Here is a 17764-nt window from a genome sequence, read left to right on the forward strand (position 1 = left end):
CCGAGAGTCTGTATGCGACTTGATCTTCAGGAATTTTCCGGTATTCGATTCTAAGTCGGTATTCGATTTTAAGCCGGTATGGTCCGCGTCGGGACATGGGGAACGGCGGAGGCGGGATCAAAGCCCGCGAACGCCAGGCCGATGACGAAACCCGCGACCTCCTCGAGCTGACGCGCGCGGTCCAGCGGCCCCAGCACGGCCGGTACGCCGCCGACGTCCCGGACGAGCTCGCTGGTGACCCGCAACGCCGCCGCGTCGTCACCGCAGATCGCCACCGTCGTTGCCTGCCTGCCGTCACTGCCGTTGTCACCGTCACCGCCAGCGCTGGCGGGAGGGTGCGTCCACCGCTCGGCCGGGAAGAGATGGAACGCCTTCACGACGTGCGCCCCGGGTGCCAGCTCGGCGATCCGGCCCGCTCCCGAGCTGCCGCGCTCGGTGAGCAACACGCCGACACCGTGCTCCACCGCGTTGGTCGGATCGATCAACGGTGTTCCCGCGAGCCGGCCGCTGGCCGCGTCGGCGCTGCGCAGAACGTCCTCGACGCCGCTCCACAGCACGGCGAGCAGCACCGCGTCCCGCCCGGTGACGGCCTCACGCGGGGTGGCCGCGCGTGCCGACCCACCCAGGCGTCCAGCGAGCGCGTCCGCTCTGGCCCGCGACCGCCCGCCGACCACCAGCTCGTGCCCGGCGCGGGCCCAGCCTCTTCCCAGCCCCTCGGCCAGGGCTCCCGTGCCCAGGATCCCGATCCGCATGGTCCCTCCTCGTTCGCGCCGGCCGCTGCCGAAGGCAGCTGACCGCTCCGGAGACAGCGGCCGGAGACAACGGTAGGGAAGTCGTTACGCACCGATCGGTGCGTAACGAACCTGCGACGATGGCGAGTAATGAGCGAGCGTGGACACCACTGCGAGGAACTGGTCGCGGACTGCCGCATCCGAGCGGCGATCGACCTGTTCGCCCACACCTGGGATCCTGTCGTGCTGGTGGCTCTTCGTCCGGGTCCCCGTCGGCGTCGCGAGCTGCGTGCCGCGATCGGCGGCATAAGCGACAAGGTCCTCACCGAAGCGCTACACCGGCTGTGCGGCCACGGCCTGGTGGACCGCCGCGCTTTCGCGCAGGCCCCGCCGCGGGTCGAGTACGCGCTGACCCCACTGGGGCAGAGCCTGGTCGACGGCCCCGTGAAGGCGCTCGGAGACTGGACGCTCAAGCACGGCGACGAACTGCTGGACGTTCAGGAACGCCGGCGGCTCGACACGGGTGAGGGGATCGTCGTCTGACGGCCGGTGTTGCCGACGTCGAGCTCGTCGTGGGTGCCGGTGGCGTCGCGGAAGGCGGCCACGGCGCAGGCCGCTGCATGGCTCGGAGTGTCCTCGGACGTGATGACGCTGCCGACGATCGTCAGCGGTGGGTCGAACGGGATCGCGTGAACGCGGGCGGAGTCGGTTTCGGCGATCTGGTCGGCGGGCAGCACCGTCCAGCTCAGCGGGTTGGAGCCGACCTCGACGATCGTGTCCTGAGCTGTGCCGGCGGGGCGGCCGATCTTCGGGCGGGCCCCGGCCTCGCCCAGCGCGGCGTCGAGGGCGTGATGCAGCGGCGGGTCGTAGGCCCGAGGCGGGACGCGCAGGATGCTATTGCCGCGCATGGGCGGTGGATCTGGCTCACGGCTGTGCCCGGTGCTGAAATTCGGTGCATGGGTATCCGACTGGGCGTGCTGGGCGCCTTCCTGCGCCTCGCCGACGCGACTCCGGAACTGGTGGTGGAGATCGAGAAGGCCGGCTACGGCACGGTGTGGCTGGCCGCCCTTGGCCCGAAGATGCTGCGGCTCGCCCGGGAACGCACCGCCGGCACGATCCCCGTCCTGGTGACGCCCGAGCACACCCGGCGGGCGCGGGAGATTCTCGGCCCCGGCAAGCTGGTGCTGCCCGGCCAGCAGGTGGTGCTGGACACCGATGTCGAGCGCGCCCGTGCCACGGGCCGAGCCTCCGTGGTCACACCAGCCCTGCACGTCACCAACTACACCAACAACCTGCGGCGGATCGGCTTCTCCGACGCCGATCTGACCGGCTCCGGCAGCGACTGGCTCATCGACGCGCTCGTCCTGCACGGCGATGCCGCCACGGTGGCCGCCGGCATCCTGGCGCATCTCGCCGCCGGCGCCGACCACGTCGGCATCACCGCTCTCGGCGACGACCGTGCCGGCGCGCTTCACGCGATCGCCGATGCCGTCTCCAGCGCCCGCGCCTCTCGCTGAAGGCGGTCCCGGCCGGGACCGCTCGCCCGGCGGTGTGCCGGGGCTACGGCCGGGCCAGGTCGATCTTGACGGGGAACGGAACCATGGCCTCGACCACGCCGGTGTGGACGTCGCCGACCCGGTAGGTGCGCGCCGTGGGGTCGAGCACGTAGGTGTAGACGAGTGGGACGCCGGCGGCGGACTGCTCGATCCGCCAGTAGAACTGAATGCCGGCCCTGGCGTACTGCTCCGGTTTGAAGACGCGGTCGGTCGTTTCGGAGCCCGGTGACACCACCTCGCCGACCAGGAGGATGTTCTCCGGGCGCATCGGTGTGACGTCGACCGTGCTCGCCCGGTACACGACGATGTCAGGTCGACGGACGGTGAGCGGCACGTCATGGATCCGGACATCGAAATTAAGATCGGAAAACCACTCCGGCGCCCCCRCCGCTTCCATCGCGACAGCCACCTTCTTGGCGAGCCGGTTGTGTTGCAGGGAGGCGCCGGGGAGCATGGCGACCATCCCGTCCACGATCTCAATGCCCTCGCACTGCTCCTCGGACAGTGAGTCGTACTGCTCCGCCRTGATCTGCCGGTGCATCCAGGCGGGAGCGGCCACCTCCGCGGTCACGTCGCACCTTCCTGACTCGGCGTCAGGGCCGATGTTCTACGGCAAGCGTAGCGTGCCAGTCGTGTCTGTCATGGCAGGTCGTGTCTGTCGTGACGGCCAGACGTGGCATCGGAGCGGGACATGCCCTGACGGCTCCCTGGTCCCACGGTAGCCAGATCGCTTCAGGCAGACGAACCRCTGACGGACGACCGTTGACGCCGCCGAATGCCGTGATCTTGACCTGCGGGTTCTGGAAAGAACGAACGGCGCGGGGCGACGCAGCCACCAGGCGATCGGCTCCCTCGCCAGCCCGGCCCGTGGGTTCCATGGTGGAAGTGCAAGCTTCCATGGTGGATGGAGCTTCGATGGCGTTGAACATCAAAAATGACGAAGCCCAGCGGCTCAGCCGTGAGCTCGCCGAGTTGACGGGGGAGAGCATCACGACGGCTGTACTTGTCGCGGTCCGGGAGCGTCTGGAGCGGATGCGCGCTGGTCGTGATGATGGCGAGTGGCGGGTCGCCCGCATCGTTGCCCTGGGCCGTCAGATAGCAGCCGTCTCCCCGCCCGGTCCGACCATAGACGATCTTTATGATGATCGCGGCCTGCCGGCATGATCGTGGACTCGTCCGCGCTCGTCGTGATCGTCCGGGCGGAGCCTGACGCGCCTCGCTACGCCGCCGCACTGGTATCGGCGGAGCGGCCCGCCATGTCGGCGGTGAACTACGTCGAGGCGGCCGTGGTTGTCGACACGGCTCGCGATCCAGTGGCGAGCCGCAACTTCGACGAGCTTGTAAGGGTGGCCAATATAGAAGTGGTCGCGGTCACCGTGGATCAGGCGGTCCTTGCGAGGCAGGCATACCGAGATTTCGGTCGGGGTAGCGGCAGTCCCGCCCGGTTGAACTTCGGCGACTGTTTCGCCTATGCGCTGGCGGCCGCGCGGCGGGAGCCGTTGTTGTTCAAGGGGGAAGATTTTGTTCATACCGATCTGACGCCTGTTGACCTTCCTGCGGTGGCGGTCGCAAATGCCGTGACAGAGGGCGACCATGGCCGGGGCGGCAGCGAACAGTCGTCTACACAATGAGTTCGATTGCGCATCGCGGGCCGGTTGTCAGACGGAGCAGGCTGGCGATGAGTACGGGGTATGCCCGGCGAGACCGGGCATACCCTTATGGCAAGGTCACGCCACCGGCTGATGGTCGACCAGCGCCTGGCGTAGGCGGCGACGGGCACGATGGAGGCGTTGACGGGCCGCCGACGGGGTGATTTGCAGGATGCTGGCTATTTCGTCGGCGGTCAGGCCATCCCGGCAGGCCAGGGTGAGAACCATCTGACGGTGTTCGCGGGGCTACGTCTGAGCCAGGTCGCCGAGGCGGATGAGCCGCTGACGGACGACCCGTTGGCGCTGCTGATCGGCTCGGGATGGTGTCGGACCAGCTCAATCGTTGAGGACGCAACGGTGGTCGTCGTGAGGAAGTGGTCGTGAGTGTGTCCTGCGCTCCCCGCGCTTGACGGGGTGCCCGTCAAGCATCTGTCTTATAGACATTTCCCCCGCCGTCATCCGGGACTGGCGGGGCTTTTTTCTGAGTCGGCCACGTCATGTCCCCACGAGTTGTGATCTTTCTTGATTGTCAAAATGTCTGCTTCTCGGCATTCAGCCTGTTTCGGCCTCCCGTGGTTGGCTGGCTGTGGAGGGTCATGTTCGCGGCCCAGGTCACGACGTGTCCTGGTCGGCGACATCACCGAACGTGAACCGATTCGGGTGGGTTGTTTTCGTGCGCCGCTGACGGTGTGGCGGAATGGTTGAGCAGGCCGTCGAGGACGATGCCGAGAGGTGGTCGCGGCGGTCGGCAAACAGGGCGCTTTCGGACATTTTGGCCACAGCGCTTACCAGCGCGAAAACGTTGGCTCCGGTGACGTCGGCGCGGATGGCCCCGTCTCACGCTGGGCGTTTTCCAGCAGGCGGGTGCCCGCCTCCTGGAGGGCGGCGCCCGATGCCCACAGGGCCGACTCGCGGTCGTGCATCGTGGCGACCAGCGATGCCGGGAGTCCTTGGTAGACGCTGGCTCCGGCGGCGAGTTCGCGCAGCCACTCGGTCAGCGCCGCCGCGGGTGGGCGGGTCGCCGAGAGGCTGTCGGCGAGCGCGACGAGCCGGTCGAAGCCCTGGCGCAGCAGCGCCTCGCGGGTCGGGACGTGCCGGTAGAGCGTGCCGAGGCCGACCTCCGCGCGGCGGGCGACGTCGTGCAGCGACGCCTGCACTCCCTGCTCCGCCGGCACGGCTCGCGCCATGACGAGGATGTGGTCGTAGTTGCGGCGTACATCGGCGCGCCGTTCACGGTGACCTGGCGGACTCGGCCGGGGGCATCATCGCGCACCTCCCCTGGCAAGCGGAGCAGTGTTCCGTCTAATATACGGAGCACTGCTCCGGACGTTACCCCGTCCGCCGGACCCCAGGGAAGGCGACCCGACATGAAGTCCGTTCGCGTATATCGCACCGGTCCGCCCCGCGTGCTCCAGCTTGATGACATGGACCGTCCTGAGCCCGGCCCGGGCGAGGTTCTCGTCCGGGTGCACGCCGCGGGCGTGAACCCGCTGGACTGGTATGCGCGGTCGGGCTTCAGCCTCATACCCGAGTCGATGCGGCCCGCGGTCCAGTTCCCGTTCACCCCTGGGACGGACGTGTCCGGTGTTGTCGTGGGGACCGGCCCCGGCGTCACCGAATGGGCCCAGGGCGACGAGGTCTTCGGCCTGCTCCGCTTCCCGACGACGGTGGGCGCGGCGAAAGGTTACGCCGAGTACACCACCGCGCCGGTCGGCGACCTCGCGCGCAGGCCGGCCGGAATCGACCACGTCCACGCGGCGGCGGCCCCGATGGCGGGCCTGACCGCCTGGCAGTACGTCGTCGACCACGCTGCCGTGACCTCCGGGAGCACCGTGCTGGTCAACGGCGCCGCCGGTGGCGTCGGGCACTTCCTCGTCCAGCTTGCCCGCGATCTCGGCGCCCGGGTCATCGCCGTCGCGTCCACCCGCCACGAGGACTTCCTGCGCGGRCTGGGGGCCGACGAGTACATCGACTACACGACGACCGACGTCGCGGACGCGGCAAAGGACGTCGACTACCTGTTCGACACCGTCGGTGGCCCGCTCGGCCACCGTCTCACCCCGGCGATCAGGGACGGGGGAGTGCTCAGCCCGGTCTTCTTCGGTGACTACCGCGAGGACGACCTCGCCCGGCGAGGCATCCGGCTCCTGGGCGGCCAGGTCCGCTCCGACGGCCGCCAGCTCGCCGAACTGGCCGGACTGCTCGACTCCGGTGCCGTCCGGGTCGCCGTCGACAGTGTCTACCCGCTCGCCGAGGCGTGGCGTGCGCACGAACGAGCCGAGCGGGGCCACATCCAGGGAAAGATCGTCCTCAGTGTCGCCAACGGATGAGGCCATCAACGGATGAGGCCATCAACGGATGAGCGGCCGTGCGCCGTCGGGTGCCACAGCCGGGACAGCGGCGAACGGCCGACTACGATGAGTGTCTACTCGCCGCCGGGCGGTAGGACCCCGTTGTCGGCGGCAAGCCGACAGGATGTCAGAAAGCCGAACATGCTGGTACCGTCCTTGCGTAGGAAGAAGTCCACCATCCCGGTGTTGAACTCGTGGCGGCGCGCGGCCGGGACGCTGATAGCGTCCATTCCCTGGGACATGAGATGGCCATTCATCATGTAGCGCGCGGTGCGCTTGTTGCCGTCGTAGTAAAATTGTTGCAGCGAGCCGAAGAGAAAGTAGGCGACTGCTTGCTCGAACTCGTCGTCGATTTCGCTGGAGAGGAACTCCAGCCCCTGAGAGAAGATGCGGTGCAGGTTCCCGCCGCCGTGCTCGGTGGCGGGCGGTAGGTAGCGGCCGTGTTCTCCGAGGCTGACGCCAGGGGTGAGGGTCTCTCTGCCTTCGCCGCGGAAATGGCCTGACTCCAGTGCCTCGTCTCGAGCGAGCAGAAACTGGAGCCTGTCGGAGACCTCCTTGGACAATCGGAAATCGCGCGTCCTGACGAGCCGGCCGAGCTCGCTCGCCGCCTCGGCCAGGTTCAGGATCTGACGTTCGTCGCTGATCTTCCGTCCGCCGACGGTGATCCCGTCCAGAAGCGTCTGGACCTCGGGGTAGGTGAACGGGTTGCCCTCGAGCACCGCCGCGTCCCACACGTACTCCGGCAGCGACCGCTGGAACCGCCAGACGGCGCGCTCGACCGAGAATCGCGGAATATCCCGGCTCACCGTGGACCGATCCCATGTGAATCCGAGAGCGCCTAGCATCGCCCTGCTCGTCGCCATGGATCGCACCTCCTCGGACTGTACGTGACCCGCGCGTACCGCGAGCCATGCCGGTGATCCAACGATACGGCGACCACCGGGATCCCAGAGTGTCCGGCAGGCCGGCCTGCCGGAGCTGGTCGGGTCACACGTCGAGTCTCGGCGATGACGCGGAGCGGAAACCGGCGGACGCCGTGCCGCGCGCCCGGTTCGTGCCAGGGCGCCTCCAGCAGCGGCTGTGTCGCGGACCGGTCGGGGACGGCGGCGATGATCCTGTCGGTCCGTTCGCGCTGATATCGCCCACCGGGCCGGCCGTACCGGCGAGCAGGCTCGCCGCACCCTCGCACGGTCGCGCCGGATCGGGCAGGCAGAGCTGATCGGGGCGCCCCCCGGTCCCGGATCGCGTCGCGGCGTCTGGCGGTCCACCGGACGGCGCCGGTCAGCCGGCACGCTGACCCGGCGGGCCGCCCGAGCCGGCTACTGTCAGGGCCGTGGGCCTGCACCTGAGCCAGGTCGAGGCAGCGGACGAGCTGCTGACGAACGACCCGCTGGCGTTCCTGATCGGGATGGTTCTTGACCAGCCGGTTTCGCAAAGAACGAACGTGGCCTCGCCGGCCCACTCCTGAAATTGGGGGGCACGTGACATTCGGCGTCCATGCTCCGGACGGAGAGCAACCTTCTCGGGGTTTTGTCCGGGGCAGTGATGAGGGCCAGCCGATCGACCTGCCGAACTGGTCGATGCTCGTCAAGGTCACGGCCGGCGACACCCTCGGTCGGTTCACCGTACTGGAGGGGCGGATGGGCGGGCGGGAACCTGGACCGCTACCGCATGTTCACGAGGGCCATGACGAAACGTTCGTGGTCCTCGAAGGCCGGCTGCGGTTCCGTGTCGGGGATGGCTTCCACACCGCCGTTGCCGGCGAGACGGTGTTCGCCAGCCGGCGGCTGGCACACGGTTTCGGTAATCCCTTCGAGGAACCGGCCCGTTACGTCGCTATCCTCACCCCCAGCGGCTACGAGGACTACTTCGCCGAGGTCGCGGAGCATGTCGCCAGGACCGGCGCCACGCCCAGCCGAGCCCTGACGCAGGAACTGATGGCGCGCCACCGGACGGTTCTCGCGCCGCCCCTGCCCGACCCCGATGCGGCCCCGCCTCGATAGCCGGTCACGCACCCTGTGGACGGGGCGTCGGCGCGCGCCCCGCCACCGCGGCCCCTCGACGGGAGACTGTCGATGCCTGGCGTCGAGACTGCCGACCTCATGACGGTGGACCCGAGCCGAGGAAGCTGCGGTGATGGCGTGGGACTGCATCTGAGCCAGATCGAGGAGGCGGACGAGCTGCTGACGAATGATCCGTTGGCGCTGCTGATCGGGATGGTGCTGGACCAGTGGGTGTCGGAAAGAACGAGTGGAACGGGGCGATCCGCTGCTGCGGACAGCGGCACGCCCCGGTTGTGACCAGTTCGTCCGCTCAGATACGCCGCAGCTTCTCCGGATTGCGGACCGCGTCGATGCGCGTGATGCGACCGTCGCTGACGACGAACGAGAGTGCCGCGCGATGGCCGTCGCCGCCTGGGAGTACCACCCCGAGCCGTCCGTTGATCTTGATCTCGATGGCTTCGTGACTGAACGTGCGGCTGAGCGCCGCCCACGCGCGCGACCCGCGGCCCTCCCCGCAGCGGCTTGCGGGAGGCAGTGGCGCGCCCGCCGCCGTCCGACGTCCAGAGGACGTCCGGATCCAGCACCGCGGCGAGGCCCTCAAAGTTGCCCTCGGCGACCGCCTGTGCGAACGCTCGTACGGCGCGGTCGTGCTCGGCGCCCGAGGCCACGAAACGGGGGCGCTCCTGCCTGATGCGGCGGCGYGCGCGTGAGGCTGACTGCCGCACCGCCTGGGTCGTGCGGCCGACTATCTCGGCGATGTCGGCGTACGGCACGTCGAACACGTCGTGCAGCACGAACGCCGTGCGTTCCGCGGGTGACAGGTGCTCAAGGATGGCCAGCAGCGCATAGCTGACCGACTCGTCCAGCGTGACGCGGTCCGCCGGGTCGTCCGATACGAGCGGCTCCGGAAGCCATGGGCCGACATAAGTCTCCCGGCGCGCGCGCGCTCCGTAGTCGATCGAGCGCGAGCCGGGCGACGACCGTCGTCAGCCAGCCGCCGAGGTTCTCGATCGCCCGGACGTCCGTGCGTTCCAGCCGCAGCCACGCCTCCTGTACGACATCCTCCGCCTCACCGATGTCGCCGAGCTCGCTGTAGGCGAGCTGGATCAGCCGTGGACGAGCCTGTGCGAAACGCTCCGCGACGCTCATCGGGTGATCTGGCTCCAGATCTCGGTGCCGGCGCGCAGGCGCGGCGTCCAGCCGCTCGCCTCGCGTAGCCGGCGGCTCGACACCCGCTGTGAACGTGCCATGGGCCCGTCGCGTGGTGCCTGGCGGCGTAGCGCGTCGCGCCCGACAGCGGCGGCCAGTGCGGCGTCGATCTCGGCGTTCGTGGGTGGGTCGGCGTCGACGACGTTGTAGGTTCCGGCTGGTATGGACAGCGCGGCCGGTATGGCTGCTGCCGCGTCGTCCAGCCAGATGGTCGGCCGGTAGGCGCCGGGGGGTCCGGCGGCTGTCGAGGTCCCGGCGTGCGCGGCCTGGAGCGTGGCCAGTGTGGATCCGCTGTCGGGTCCCATGAACAGCCCGAAGCGCAGGACGACGGTGTCGCCGTCGAATAGCTCGCGCGCGTTGCGCTCGGCCGTCAGCGAGCTGCTCGTCACGCCGCCGCCGGTGACTGGGGCATCCTCGTCGAGCCACGTCTCGCCGCCCTCGGTGTATACGAACGCGATCGACTCCTGGACGAGGCGCCGTGCCCCCGCGGCCTGCACGGCACGCGCGATGGCCGCCGAAGCTTCGATACGCAGACGGTCGTTCTCCGCCCACGCGGACGGGTCGGCCATGCGGTCGGGGGTTGGGATGTGTGTCAGTAGGTTGACGACAGCATCGGCTCCGTCGAAGGCGTCGCGCAGCGACGCCTCGTCGAACACGTCGCCGTCGACAGCGCGTGCCCCAAGGCTCTCGAGCCGCTCACGGCCGGGCGCGGACCGCGTCACGCCCGTGACGCGGTGGCCCGCGGCGAGCAGTTCGCTCACGGCGCGCCGCCCGAGCACACCTGTGGATCCGGTAAGCACGATCTCGCTCATACCTAACTGGCGACGTAGCCCGCTTGATCGTGACAGCATGTTCAGCCTCGGGTGGTCGGACGGCCGCGAGGCGCATCGACGGACCAGCAGCGCGACCGTCGCTGCGCCGAGGTCGGCTACGGTGATGTCGTGGGACTGCATCTGAGCCAGATCGACGAGGCGGACGAGCTGCTGACGAATGATCCGTTGGCGCTGCTGATTGGGATGGTGCTGGACCAGCAGATTCCGTTGGAGCGGGCGTTCGCTGCGCCGTACGAGCTGACTCGGCGTCTGGGCCGGGGGCTGGATGCCGATGAGCTGGCGGGGTTCGATCCGGACAAGCTTGGCGCGCTCTTTTCGCAGCAGCCGGCGTTGCACCGGTTCCCCGGATCGATGGCGAAGCGGGTGCAGGCGCTGTGCCGGATTGTCGTGGACACCTATGACGGGGACGCGGCGCGGGTGTGGACGACCGCGGCTGACGGTAAGGAGCTGTTGAAACAGGTGTCGGCGTTGCCGGGGTTCGGCGTGCAGAAGGCGAAGATCTTCGTGGCGTTGCTCGGCAAGCAGCTCGGCGTCACCCCGCCCGGCTGGCAGGAGGCATGCGCCCCGTTCGGGGAGGAGAGCAGCTTCCGTTCCGTCGCGGACATCACCAGCCCTGAGACCCGCATCAAGGTCCGCGACTTCAAGAAGGCGATGAAAGCCGCCGCCAAGGCGTGAAGCCCTGATCGACTCTCGTCGCCGCGGCCTTATTGTCGGTGTCCACCTTGTTCTGTGGCGCGAGGGCCGCCGGATTCTGCTGATGTCTATGTGATGAGTTCGATGGCGCAGCGGGGGCCGGCCGCGGCGGCGTACTTGGCGTCGCAGGTGAGAAGGACCGCGTCGATCTGTTCCGCCAGCGCGACGTAGCCGGCGTCGTGGGCGGTCATGTTTTCCCGCAGTTCCCAGACGCGTTGAGCGGTCGGCCCGCCGAGCGGTTCGCGACGGAATCGAGGCAGCGGACGAGCTGCTGACGAACGACCCGTTGGCCCTGTTGATCGGGATGGTGCTGGACCAGCAGGTATCGGAAAGAACGAATAGGACGTCAGCGTTCGGGCGTGGCCAGGATCTTGAAAAGCATGGTGTTGGCGTCGGTGAGCGTCTGGACGTCGACCCGGCGCAGGCACTCTTCTAACGCGGCCCTGGCCACAAACGTGACCAGGCCCATCACAGCCCACTGACCCTCGCCCAGCCTGACGCAGAACCCCTCGTCGGTGGCGTGCTCCACGACGAGTGCAACCAGCACGGTCGGCTCATCGACGATCTCGTTGTAGACCGTGGAACTGATGACCAGCACCGCCTGGGGCGTCGGCCCGGTGCGGGTGGTCCAGATCTCGCCGCGCCGCGGCGATCTCATTCGGCGGCGTCCCCCAGGTTGGGCAGGCCGGCCGCTGCGAGTGCCCGCTGGTTGGCCTCGCCGAAGGCGAGAGCCGCGTGGGTGACCGCCGGGTTCGTCCGCACCCAGGCGGCGTGGGCCGCACAGCGCCGGCGCATGTCCTCGGCGTCGAGCACGCGCTCGACCCACGCGTTCATCGACGTGTCCTCGGCCTCGGCATACGGCTTGACAGCCTCGTACGCCTCGTCCGAGAGCCGAAGCGTGATCGTCCGCGTCATGCGCAATATGCTAGCAAGATCTGACAGCAATACTCGTGGCAGGCTGGAACGAGTCGTCGCCGTGCCCTGCCATGAGGTCGCCGTGCCCTGCTGTCAGGAAGAGCCGCGGTGTTCCCCGGCGTCGCCGGCCGGCTCACCGAGAAGTTCCTCCCGCTGGTCCGTGAGCTGCCCACCGGCGCGCCGCTCGCCGCGACGCGGTCGGCTACGTCATGACCCACGAGTCGCTCGACTGAATGAGCCGCGTCGCGACGGGCGCCCGCCTGGGGAGGCGGGCTATCCAGCCCGCGCCTCGCCGGGTTCGGTGCCCGCTGTGGGGCCTTCAGGTAGTCGCCGTGACCGGCTTGGACTGGTATCTCTCTGCACGGACCGCCCTTTCATGCCTTTATTCCGAGCAGTTCCACTTCGAAGCGGAGAGTGGAGTTGGGCGGGATGACGGGCGGGAAGMCGCGGGAGCCGTACGCGAAGTCAGGTGTGACGGTGAGCACAGCCTTCTGACCGAGCGATAGCTGAGGGACCCCCTCATCCCACCCTTTGATCACCTTGCCGACACCGATCTGGGTCACGAACGGCGAGCCTCTGTCACGGGACGAGTCGAACTTCGTGCCGTCGAGCAAGGTGCCAACATAGTGAATCTGCACCGTGTCCCCCTTCTGGGGGAAGGTCTTGCCGTCCCCCGGCGAAAGGGTCTCAACCGATACGCCCATGTGACCGGCCTTTCCTCGATGATGGGACCATCCCCCAGCAGACCCGCCCTGGCTGGAGCCGAGCACACCGCCGTCACGGATCTCCGCACCTCGCGGGCAAGAACCGGGGGCGTCCAGGGAAGTACGTCAGGCGAACTTACCTCCTCGACTCTCGTTCGAGCCTGCTCGTCCGACGGCCCGCCACGGCAGCCGATCAGGCCGCTTCGGTGAAGCTGYCGCGCGCCTCTTGCCGACGGCCTGCCGCATTCTGGCGTTGGCGTGCCGCGCTCTGAGGCGAGCGGTGCGGCGCCGCCTGCCGCGCGGTGAGCGACGGAGCGGTGGGCGGGGCCTGAGCCTCTAGATCGTTATGATGTTGATGAGGTCCTCGAGACCGGCGAGGTCGGCGGCGTTGCGGGTGTAGACGCTGGCTTCGTGGGCGTGCGCGGTGGCCGCGATCAGCAGGTCCATCGTCCGGGCGCGCGGTTGGCGTCCGATCTCGACGACGCGGGCAGCGAGCCGGCTGTAGCTGTCGGCGACGGCATCGTCGACGGGTAGCGGGTCGAATCGTCGTTGCAGTGCGCTGAGACGGGCGAGCCGGTTCRCGCGGGCCTCGGAGGTCTTCGCGACCAGGACGCCGAACTGGAGCTCGGCGATGCTGATGACGCTGACCGCGAGTTCGCCGGGGATCGGCGCGATATTGGTGGCGATCAGCACGCTGGTGTCGAGGATGYCACGGTTCACCGATCTTCCCAGGGGTCTGTGACGGTGCCGTCGACGAGGTCGCGATCACCGGGCCAGTCGGTGTCGGCCGGCAGGACGAAGACATCCGCGAGGTCGTCCCAGCGCCGCCATGCGCGCGGGGTMACCGGGCCGAGAACGGCCGCCGGCCGGCCGGAGACGGTGATGGTCAACCGCTCGCCGGCCTGGGCGCGCCGCACCAGTTCGCTGGCATTCTGCCGCACCTCACGAAGCCCTATCTCATTCACCTTTCCAAGGTAGCACTTGTGCTACCTGCTGGCGTGAGTTGAGCTGGTTCAGGTGGTRGCTACCAGCACGTCCTCTCCGGTTGACGGGCGCAGGCCGTCGGTCCGACCGGCGAGGTAGCGCTCGGCGAGCGCGGCTCCCGATACGTGTCGCAGCCAGCCGGAGATGCCGTAGCCGAGTTCGATCAGGCGCCTGCGCTTCCAGGCATGGGGCGGGGCTGGTCGACCTCGAACACCGTCAGACGAGCGGCGATCTCCAGCCTGCGCTGGGCGAAGGTGTYCAGGCCGGCCCCCAGGATGACCGCGGTCTAATGCCCGATCGTCGAGGACGTACCCGCTCATGCGATGGCACGTGCCTGATGAGCGGCAAGCGTGGTGATCGCAGCCTGCCCCAACACGGCCACCGGGCCACGATCGTCTACTGTACGTAGCCGATCTGCGACAGCGTTCAGTTCGGAGGCTCCAGTGGCCCGCGGAGGAGGCTGAGTCGATTCTCCAGTGTCTGGCCACCGGCCAGGACGGGCTGCTTGACGTCTCACGCTCGACCGCGCGCCGGCGCTACGGCCGCTACCGGCTGCGTGAGCACGCCCGGATGGCGCTCGGGACGGCTCTTGTCTATGGGTGCGCAACGTCGACGAGATCGACCGGCGGGTCGTCGAGCACGTCTGGGAGTACGGCTGGATCACGAACCGGACCGTTCAGAACCTGTTCACGGTGGACGTCTACCAGGCACGTCGCTGGCTGGCTGATCTTCGTAGGCGGGAGCTGCTGGTGCAGATGACCGAGGGGCGGTCGTCCGGGCCAGGAATCCGGTACGGGCCAGGCCCCGAGTTCCCCGGCCGGCCAGGGCGGGACCAGCCGGGCCGAACGAACCGGCCGGATTCGCTGGACCAGACGGCCCAGACAAGGGCGACTGGTCATGAGCGGGATGGTGCCTGACAGCGGCTCCTTCCGTCTTGCTCCGCCCTCGTTGTCTCCGACCAGYTTCGGAGGAGGAATCGAGGTTGGTCAGGATTCCGCGATTGTCCGGGTCCGGGACGCTCGGCGATTTCGGCGCAGGATGGTGAATCCCAGGGGCGCGAGCAGCAGTACGGCGATGTCGATCGCGCCAATTAGGTAGTTCCTGCTGGCTGTCGATGTTGTTTTCACGGGCACTGCCGCACCGGGGCGACGGGGGAAGGTGACAGTGGCCTGGGCGCTCTGTTCGGTGAGCCCGCTCTTGAGGTGAATCCGCGCCTTCCACGGGCCGTCGGGTAGTTGGCTGTCGAGTACCACTGTGACCGGTTCGGTCTGGCCGGGGGCGAGAGTTGTGCCGAGTTTCGCTGGGAAGGGCCGGGTGTTCAGACCACCGGGACCTTCGGTGAGGGTCAGCTCGCCGCTCATGTCCAGAGCCCGGCCGCCGGTGTTGTGGACCTGCGCGGTGAGGGYCGGCCGCCCGTCGGATAGGCGTTTCGGTGTCAGCGAGTCGATGGTGAAGTTCGGCGCTGGGGGTCCACCCGGTCCGACGGCCAGGTAGACCCGGATGCCGACCCGGTTGACTTCGACGACGCCTTTGTCCTGCGACGCGGGCGCGGTGGTTTCGGCCCAGATGCCGGCGTAACGCTCGCCGGGAGAGGCGTCACGGGGCACCGTGATGGTCGCCGTGACAGGGGCGGAGGCGCCGGGCGGCAGGACCAGGGTGCCAGGGTCCAGGCTGATCCAGGTGGTCAGGTCGTTGGGAGTGCGTCCGGCGGCGATGTTGAACGTCCCGTTTTCGACTGAGGCTGCGCCCGGGTAGACCGTCAGCCGCGCTTCCGAGCCACTTTTGTTGGTGACTTCGATATGCCGATGGATCACGGCGCCAAGTGGCAGGTAGTCGACGATGTAGATCCGCGCTCGCGGGTTGTCCCGTTCGTTGGTCGGGGCGTCCAGCAGCCGGATGCCGATACTTCCCGGCTGGGAATCCGCAGCTCGCGCGGGTGCGGTGAGCGCACTTGTGGCCGGGATGAGCATCCCGGCCACAAGCACGGCGAGTGTGGTCAGAACACGTCGCACGGTAGATTACGCTCCGTCAGATGACCGAGTGAGTGACGACCGAGCTGTAGGTTCCGGAGATCGCCCCTGCGGGAATGGTCGCGGTAATGGTCGGATTCCACGTGGCCGTGTTGTCGCCCCCACCAGGCCATGTGGGGTTGAGCACGACCGGGTTCTGCGGAGTCGTGGAGAGCGTCAGGGGTGTGGTGATCGTCCATTGGCTGATCGGGATTCCGGTGGATGTGACGACGCCGGTGTCGTATGAGGCGGTGAGAGTGTGCGTCCCGTTTTGGAACGGTGTCGCCGAGACCGAGGCGGTCCAGGACGCGGGGTCGACGCTGCGGTTGTCGGTGACCGTCACCGARCCCAGTTGGCCGCTGAGCGTGGACGAGGTCACTGGTCCCGTGGCAAGCGTGACCGGGCCGGCCGGCACGCTGATGTCGAGCGTTCCCCCGGTCAGGTCGAAGTTTGCCGTGGTATTTCCGGATCCGGCTGCCGCGGCGGGTAGTGCGGTGGCGGTGGCCAGGACTATGGCCCCCAGGAGAGTCGGCGTGATCTTGCGCAAAGCATGCCTCACAGTGGTGATTAATGATACGTCCTGATTTGGACGGAATTGACCCGATCTGGGTCGCAAATCAAAAGATACTACTCTCAGTGTGCAGACTTTAACTATGAGTAATGCAGCGTGTCGTGGTGTGCCATGGCCGGCATGACCGGCAGGTCGCGGAAGGCCGTGCCWCAGGGCGCTGTCATGATCTGCCTGGCTTTGGCCCGCGGTGGCCATCGGGATGGACCGAGGAGCGACAGCCGGAACCGGACTACGTCGGGTCGGCCGTAACGTCCGGGCCCGGATCGGTACGGACCTGCTCCGCCGGGCTTGGCCCGATCAGCTGGCCAGCAGGACGGCGGGCGGGAAGGCGCAGATGGCGGCGGCGGTGAGATAGATCGCGATATGGGCCCACAGCGGCGCCCGGCGCGTGGGCTCCAGCAGGCGCGAGATACGCGCGATCACCGGGGCGTGGATGGGGGAGGAGCTGGTGGGCCGGGACGTCAGGTGGTCCGCCGCGCCGCCTTGACCGCCGCGGCCGTTCCCGGGCCACCGGCGCGCGGAGCCGGCTCGGGCTCGCAGGCCCCTGCCGTAGCCGCTCGCCCGCGATGAGCGGATCGCCCTGCCATGGGAGATGCCGGTGATGCCGACCGCGCCGGCCGGTACCGGGGAGCGGGCCACCCCGAGCCGGGCCAGCGCCCGGGCCAGGGTCCGGCAGCTGGTGCGACGGGCGGCGGTGTCGTCGGCGAGCATCTCGACCAGCAGGGACACCGCGGCGGTCGCGTCGCGCGCGGGCGGGAGGAACGGGAAGGTCTGCTGCCAGGCCACGAAGGGCTGGATGACGAGGTCGTGCCGGCCGCGGGCGTGCGCCTCCTCGTGCTCGAGGACGGACTCCAACTCGTCCTGGGCGAGCGCGGCCAGCAGCCCCCTGGAGACGACGACCCGGGTGTGGCGGACGCCGGGCAGGCAGTAGGCGACCGCGACCGGATGGTCCAGGACACGCAGCCGTCCGCGCCGATGGATCTCCCCGGCGCAGGCGGGCAGCCCGTCCGGCGGCTGGCATCCGCCGCCCCCGGCGTCCCCCGGCCGGGCGGCTGAGGACGCCGCTGTCGCGTCGTGCTCGCCGTGGTCCTGGCCAGCGAGGTCGACCAGGTGGCGGTGGTGGCGACGATGCCGCAGGGTCTGCGCGGTGGACAGGGCGAGGACGCCGAACAGTCGGGCGGCCAGCGCGGACGCCACCCCGAGCCCGATCACGTTGATCCAGCCGAGCCCGGCGAGGGGGTCGCCGGCGGCCACATGACCGGCGTGGTCGAGCACGCCCAGCGGCAGGTCGGTGGAAAGCGGCGCGAACGTGAACGCGATCACCGCGAGCAGCGCCGACACTCCGCCGGCAAGCCCGATCGCCTGCCACAGCACGATCGCGGACCGCGGGCAGCGGGACGGCCAGTGCGCCCTGGCGAGCAGGCGGGGAACGGGCCATGCGAGCACACCTGCGAACAGAGCGAGGATGGCCGCGGTCGTCATAGCGGGTGAACAGTACCTCTGGCCGCAGACAGAGGTTCGGTTTGAGCGTGTGTCGTGTCCGTTACGGCGTCCGA

The 17764-nt window shown here is 68.8% G+C and carries 25 protein-coding genes and 3 pseudogenes; 10 read left to right on the plus strand and 18 right to left on the minus strand.

Translation table 11 applies throughout. The annotated features are described in order from the left end of the window. Nucleotides 1-68: 68 nt before the first annotated feature. Complete coding sequence (locus tag BL254_RS17065) at nucleotides 69-752, minus strand: NADPH-dependent F420 reductase (RefSeq protein WP_076844041.1); 684 nt, start codon at nucleotides 750-752, stop codon at nucleotides 69-71. A gap of 129 nt (nucleotides 753-881) precedes the next feature. Between BL254_RS17065 and BL254_RS17070 the strand changes: the two genes are divergently transcribed. Further along, the gene (locus tag BL254_RS17070) at nucleotides 882-1274 is read left to right on the plus strand and encodes a helix-turn-helix domain-containing protein (RefSeq protein ID WP_047223082.1); all 393 of its coding nucleotides are present in this window, start codon (nucleotides 882-884) and stop codon (nucleotides 1272-1274) included. Here the strand turns inward: BL254_RS17070 and BL254_RS17075 are convergent. Further along, nucleotides 1229-1639 carry a hypothetical protein gene (locus BL254_RS17075; RefSeq protein WP_052914586.1) on the minus strand — a complete coding sequence of 137 codons (411 nt, stop codon included), beginning with the start codon at nucleotides 1637-1639 and terminating at the stop codon, nucleotides 1229-1231. The genes BL254_RS17070 and BL254_RS17075 overlap by 46 nt on opposite strands. Nucleotides 1640-1687: 48 nt before the next feature. Here BL254_RS17075 and BL254_RS17080 point away from each other — a divergent pair, with 48 nt between their 5' ends. Further along, entirely contained in the window at nucleotides 1688-2248 is a 561-nt protein-coding gene (locus tag BL254_RS17080) for a hypothetical protein (RefSeq protein ID WP_047223081.1), read from the plus strand. A gap of 43 nt (nucleotides 2249-2291) precedes the next feature. On the opposite strand, the gene BL254_RS17085 is transcribed toward BL254_RS17080, so the two are convergent. After that, complete coding sequence (locus BL254_RS17085; protein ID WP_076844043.1) at nucleotides 2292-2858, minus strand: Uma2 family endonuclease; 567 nt, start codon at nucleotides 2856-2858, stop codon at nucleotides 2292-2294. A gap of 344 nt (nucleotides 2859-3202) precedes the next feature. Here BL254_RS17085 and BL254_RS17090 point away from each other — a divergent pair, with 344 nt between their 5' ends. Both BL254_RS17090 and BL254_RS17095 read left to right on the plus strand, forming a co-directional pair. Further along, on the plus strand, nucleotides 3203-3451 hold the full coding sequence (locus BL254_RS17090; RefSeq protein ID WP_047223079.1) for a type II toxin-antitoxin system VapB family antitoxin: 249 nt from the start codon (nucleotides 3203-3205) through the stop codon (nucleotides 3449-3451). After that, on the plus strand, nucleotides 3448-3918 hold the full coding sequence (locus tag BL254_RS17095) for a type II toxin-antitoxin system VapC family toxin (protein WP_076844045.1): 471 nt from the start codon (nucleotides 3448-3450) through the stop codon (nucleotides 3916-3918). Before BL254_RS17090 ends, BL254_RS17095 begins: the two co-directional genes overlap by 4 nt. 96 nt (nucleotides 3919-4014) lie before the next feature. On the opposite strand, the gene BL254_RS17100 is transcribed toward BL254_RS17095, so the two are convergent. Further along, nucleotides 4015-4134 (minus strand): sigma factor-like helix-turn-helix DNA-binding protein, encoded by a 120-nt coding sequence (locus BL254_RS17100; protein WP_254858249.1) that lies wholly within the window; start codon nucleotides 4132-4134, stop codon nucleotides 4015-4017. Nucleotides 4135-4721: 587 nt separating this feature from the next. Beyond that, on the minus strand, nucleotides 4722-5123 hold the full coding sequence (locus tag BL254_RS17105; protein ID WP_076844047.1) for a TetR/AcrR family transcriptional regulator: 402 nt from the start codon (nucleotides 5121-5123) through the stop codon (nucleotides 4722-4724). A gap of 180 nt (nucleotides 5124-5303) precedes the next feature. Here BL254_RS17105 and BL254_RS17110 point away from each other — a divergent pair, with 180 nt between their 5' ends. Continuing rightward, nucleotides 5304-6266: an NADP-dependent oxidoreductase gene (locus BL254_RS17110; protein WP_047223077.1), complete on the plus strand. Its 963-nt coding sequence runs from the start codon at nucleotides 5304-5306 to the stop codon at nucleotides 6264-6266. 95 nt (nucleotides 6267-6361) lie between these two features. On the opposite strand, the gene BL254_RS17115 is transcribed toward BL254_RS17110, so the two are convergent. Continuing rightward, on the minus strand, nucleotides 6362-7150 hold the full coding sequence (locus BL254_RS17115) for a filamentation induced by cAMP protein Fic (protein WP_047223076.1): 789 nt from the start codon (nucleotides 7148-7150) through the stop codon (nucleotides 6362-6364). Between the two features lie 470 nt (nucleotides 7151-7620). On the opposite strand from BL254_RS17115, the gene BL254_RS28550 reads away from it, so the two are divergent. The 3 genes and pseudogenes from BL254_RS28550 to BL254_RS29540 form a co-directional block, all read left to right on the plus strand. Next, nucleotides 7621-7755, plus strand: coding sequence for a hypothetical protein (locus tag BL254_RS28550; RefSeq protein WP_275452050.1), 135 nt, complete (start codon nucleotides 7621-7623; stop codon nucleotides 7753-7755). Nucleotides 7756-7768: 13 nt separating this feature from the next. Further along, nucleotides 7769-8290 carry a cupin domain-containing protein gene (locus BL254_RS17120; protein ID WP_139342360.1) on the plus strand — a complete coding sequence of 174 codons (522 nt, stop codon included), beginning with the start codon at nucleotides 7769-7771 and terminating at the stop codon, nucleotides 8288-8290. A gap of 138 nt (nucleotides 8291-8428) precedes the next feature. Continuing rightward, nucleotides 8429-8524, plus strand: a pseudogene (locus BL254_RS29540) (Fe-S cluster assembly protein HesB); the annotation flags it as partial. A gap of 76 nt (nucleotides 8525-8600) precedes the next feature. On the opposite strand, the pseudogene sigJ reads toward BL254_RS29540, so the two are convergent. Together sigJ and BL254_RS17130 are read right to left on the minus strand one after the other, a co-directional pair. Then, nucleotides 8601-9439: pseudogene (gene sigJ / locus BL254_RS29545) on the minus strand (RNA polymerase sigma factor SigJ). After that, nucleotides 9436-10311, minus strand: coding sequence for an NAD(P)-dependent oxidoreductase (locus BL254_RS17130; protein WP_047223075.1), 876 nt, complete (start codon nucleotides 10309-10311; stop codon nucleotides 9436-9438). Before BL254_RS17130 ends, sigJ begins: the two are co-directional and overlap by 4 nt. 129 nt (nucleotides 10312-10440) lie before the next feature. On the opposite strand from BL254_RS17130, the gene BL254_RS17135 reads away from it, so the two are divergent. Beyond that, nucleotides 10441-11007 (plus strand): HhH-GPD-type base excision DNA repair protein, encoded by a 567-nt coding sequence (locus BL254_RS17135; RefSeq protein ID WP_047223120.1) that lies wholly within the window; start codon nucleotides 10441-10443, stop codon nucleotides 11005-11007. Between the two features lie 86 nt (nucleotides 11008-11093). On the opposite strand, the gene BL254_RS28995 is transcribed toward BL254_RS17135, so the two are convergent. From BL254_RS28995 to BL254_RS29550, 7 genes and pseudogenes are all read right to left on the minus strand, one after another. After that, on the minus strand, nucleotides 11094-11216 hold the full coding sequence (locus BL254_RS28995) for a hypothetical protein (RefSeq protein WP_256386256.1): 123 nt from the start codon (nucleotides 11214-11216) through the stop codon (nucleotides 11094-11096). Between the two features lie 155 nt (nucleotides 11217-11371). Continuing rightward, nucleotides 11372-11683: a hypothetical protein gene (locus BL254_RS17145; RefSeq protein ID WP_047223074.1), complete on the minus strand. Its 312-nt coding sequence runs from the start codon at nucleotides 11681-11683 to the stop codon at nucleotides 11372-11374. Further along, nucleotides 11680-11940, minus strand: coding sequence for a pilus assembly protein HicB (locus BL254_RS17150; RefSeq protein ID WP_047223073.1), 261 nt, complete (start codon nucleotides 11938-11940; stop codon nucleotides 11680-11682). Before BL254_RS17150 ends, BL254_RS17145 begins: the two co-directional genes overlap by 4 nt. 374 nt (nucleotides 11941-12314) lie before the next feature. Next, nucleotides 12315-12644: an FKBP-type peptidyl-prolyl cis-trans isomerase gene (locus BL254_RS17155; RefSeq protein WP_076844049.1), complete on the minus strand. Its 330-nt coding sequence runs from the start codon at nucleotides 12642-12644 to the stop codon at nucleotides 12315-12317. A 336-nt stretch (nucleotides 12645-12980) separates the two neighbouring features. Continuing rightward, entirely contained in the window at nucleotides 12981-13364 is a 384-nt protein-coding gene (locus BL254_RS17160) for a type II toxin-antitoxin system VapC family toxin (RefSeq protein ID WP_076844051.1), read from the minus strand. Beyond that, nucleotides 13361-13609 carry a type II toxin-antitoxin system Phd/YefM family antitoxin gene (locus BL254_RS17165; RefSeq protein WP_047223070.1) on the minus strand — a complete coding sequence of 83 codons (249 nt, stop codon included), beginning with the start codon at nucleotides 13607-13609 and terminating at the stop codon, nucleotides 13361-13363. Before BL254_RS17165 ends, BL254_RS17160 begins: the two co-directional genes overlap by 4 nt. A 141-nt stretch (nucleotides 13610-13750) precedes the next feature. Beyond that, nucleotides 13751-13908 (minus strand): annotated as a pseudogene (locus tag BL254_RS29550) (class I SAM-dependent methyltransferase); the annotation flags it as partial. 319 nt (nucleotides 13909-14227) lie between these two features. Here BL254_RS29550 and BL254_RS17175 point away from each other — a divergent pair. Then, on the plus strand, nucleotides 14228-14545 hold the full coding sequence (locus BL254_RS17175) for a hypothetical protein (protein ID WP_047223069.1): 318 nt from the start codon (nucleotides 14228-14230) through the stop codon (nucleotides 14543-14545). A 69-nt stretch (nucleotides 14546-14614) separates the two neighbouring features. On the opposite strand, the gene BL254_RS17180 is transcribed toward BL254_RS17175, so the two are convergent. The 3 genes from BL254_RS17180 to BL254_RS17190 all read right to left on the minus strand — a co-directional run bounded on the left by BL254_RS17180 (nucleotide 14615) and on the right by BL254_RS17190 (nucleotide 17690). Beyond that, entirely contained in the window at nucleotides 14615-15640 is a 1026-nt protein-coding gene (locus tag BL254_RS17180) for a peptidase (RefSeq protein WP_254858245.1), read from the minus strand. Nucleotides 15641-15656: 16 nt separating this feature from the next. Further along, nucleotides 15657-16184 carry a hypothetical protein gene (locus tag BL254_RS17185; protein ID WP_047223068.1) on the minus strand — a complete coding sequence of 176 codons (528 nt, stop codon included), beginning with the start codon at nucleotides 16182-16184 and terminating at the stop codon, nucleotides 15657-15659. Nucleotides 16185-16505: 321 nt separating this feature from the next. Then, a complete protein-coding gene (locus BL254_RS17190) occupies nucleotides 16506-17690 on the minus strand; it encodes a M56 family metallopeptidase (protein ID WP_076844053.1) in 1185 nt (394 codons plus the stop codon). Nucleotides 17691-17764 lie beyond the last annotated feature (74 nt).

This window comes from Protofrankia sp. BMG5.30, assembly GCF_001983005.1.
Classification (GTDB): domain Bacteria; phylum Actinomycetota; class Actinomycetes; order Frankiales; family Frankiaceae; genus Protofrankia; species Protofrankia coriariae.

What these genes read in the sequence shown, in the direction of transcription:
- BL254_RS17150 (WP_047223073.1), bottom strand. Translation starts at nt 11,940, where the DNA reads ATGACGCGGACGATCACGCTTCGGCTCTCGGACGAGGCGTACGAGGCT.
- BL254_RS17090 (WP_047223079.1), top strand. Translation starts at nt 3,203, where the DNA reads ATGGCGTTGAACATCAAAAATGACGAAGCCCAGCGGCTCAGCCGTGAG.
- BL254_RS17070 (WP_047223082.1), top strand. Translation starts at nt 882, where the DNA reads ATGAGCGAGCGTGGACACCACTGCGAGGAACTGGTCGCGGACTGCCGC.
- BL254_RS17080 (WP_047223081.1), top strand. Translation starts at nt 1,688, where the DNA reads ATGGGTATCCGACTGGGCGTGCTGGGCGCCTTCCTGCGCCTCGCCGAC.
- BL254_RS17105 (WP_076844047.1), bottom strand. Translation starts at nt 5,123, where the DNA reads ATGGCGCGAGCCGTGCCGGCGGAGCAGGGAGTGCAGGCGTCGCTGCAC.
- BL254_RS17190 (WP_076844053.1), bottom strand. Translation starts at nt 17,690, where the DNA reads ATGACGACCGCGGCCATCCTCGCTCTGTTCGCAGGTGTGCTCGCATGG.
- BL254_RS28995 (WP_256386256.1), bottom strand. Translation starts at nt 11,216, where the DNA reads ATGACCGCCCACGACGCCGGCTACGTCGCGCTGGCGGAACAGATCGAC.
- BL254_RS17065 (WP_076844041.1), bottom strand. Translation starts at nt 752, where the DNA reads ATGCGGATCGGGATCCTGGGCACGGGAGCCCTGGCCGAGGGGCTGGGA.
- BL254_RS17075 (WP_052914586.1), bottom strand. Translation starts at nt 1,639, where the DNA reads ATGCGCGGCAATAGCATCCTGCGCGTCCCGCCTCGGGCCTACGACCCG.
- BL254_RS17145 (WP_047223074.1), bottom strand. Translation starts at nt 11,683, where the DNA reads ATGAGATCGCCGCGGCGCGGCGAGATCTGGACCACCCGCACCGGGCCG.
- BL254_RS17130 (WP_047223075.1), bottom strand. Translation starts at nt 10,311, where the DNA reads ATGAGCGAGATCGTGCTTACCGGATCCACAGGTGTGCTCGGGCGGCGC.
- BL254_RS17095 (WP_076844045.1), top strand. Translation starts at nt 3,448, where the DNA reads ATGATCGTGGACTCGTCCGCGCTCGTCGTGATCGTCCGGGCGGAGCCT.
- BL254_RS17115 (WP_047223076.1), bottom strand. Translation starts at nt 7,150, where the DNA reads ATGGCGACGAGCAGGGCGATGCTAGGCGCTCTCGGATTCACATGGGAT.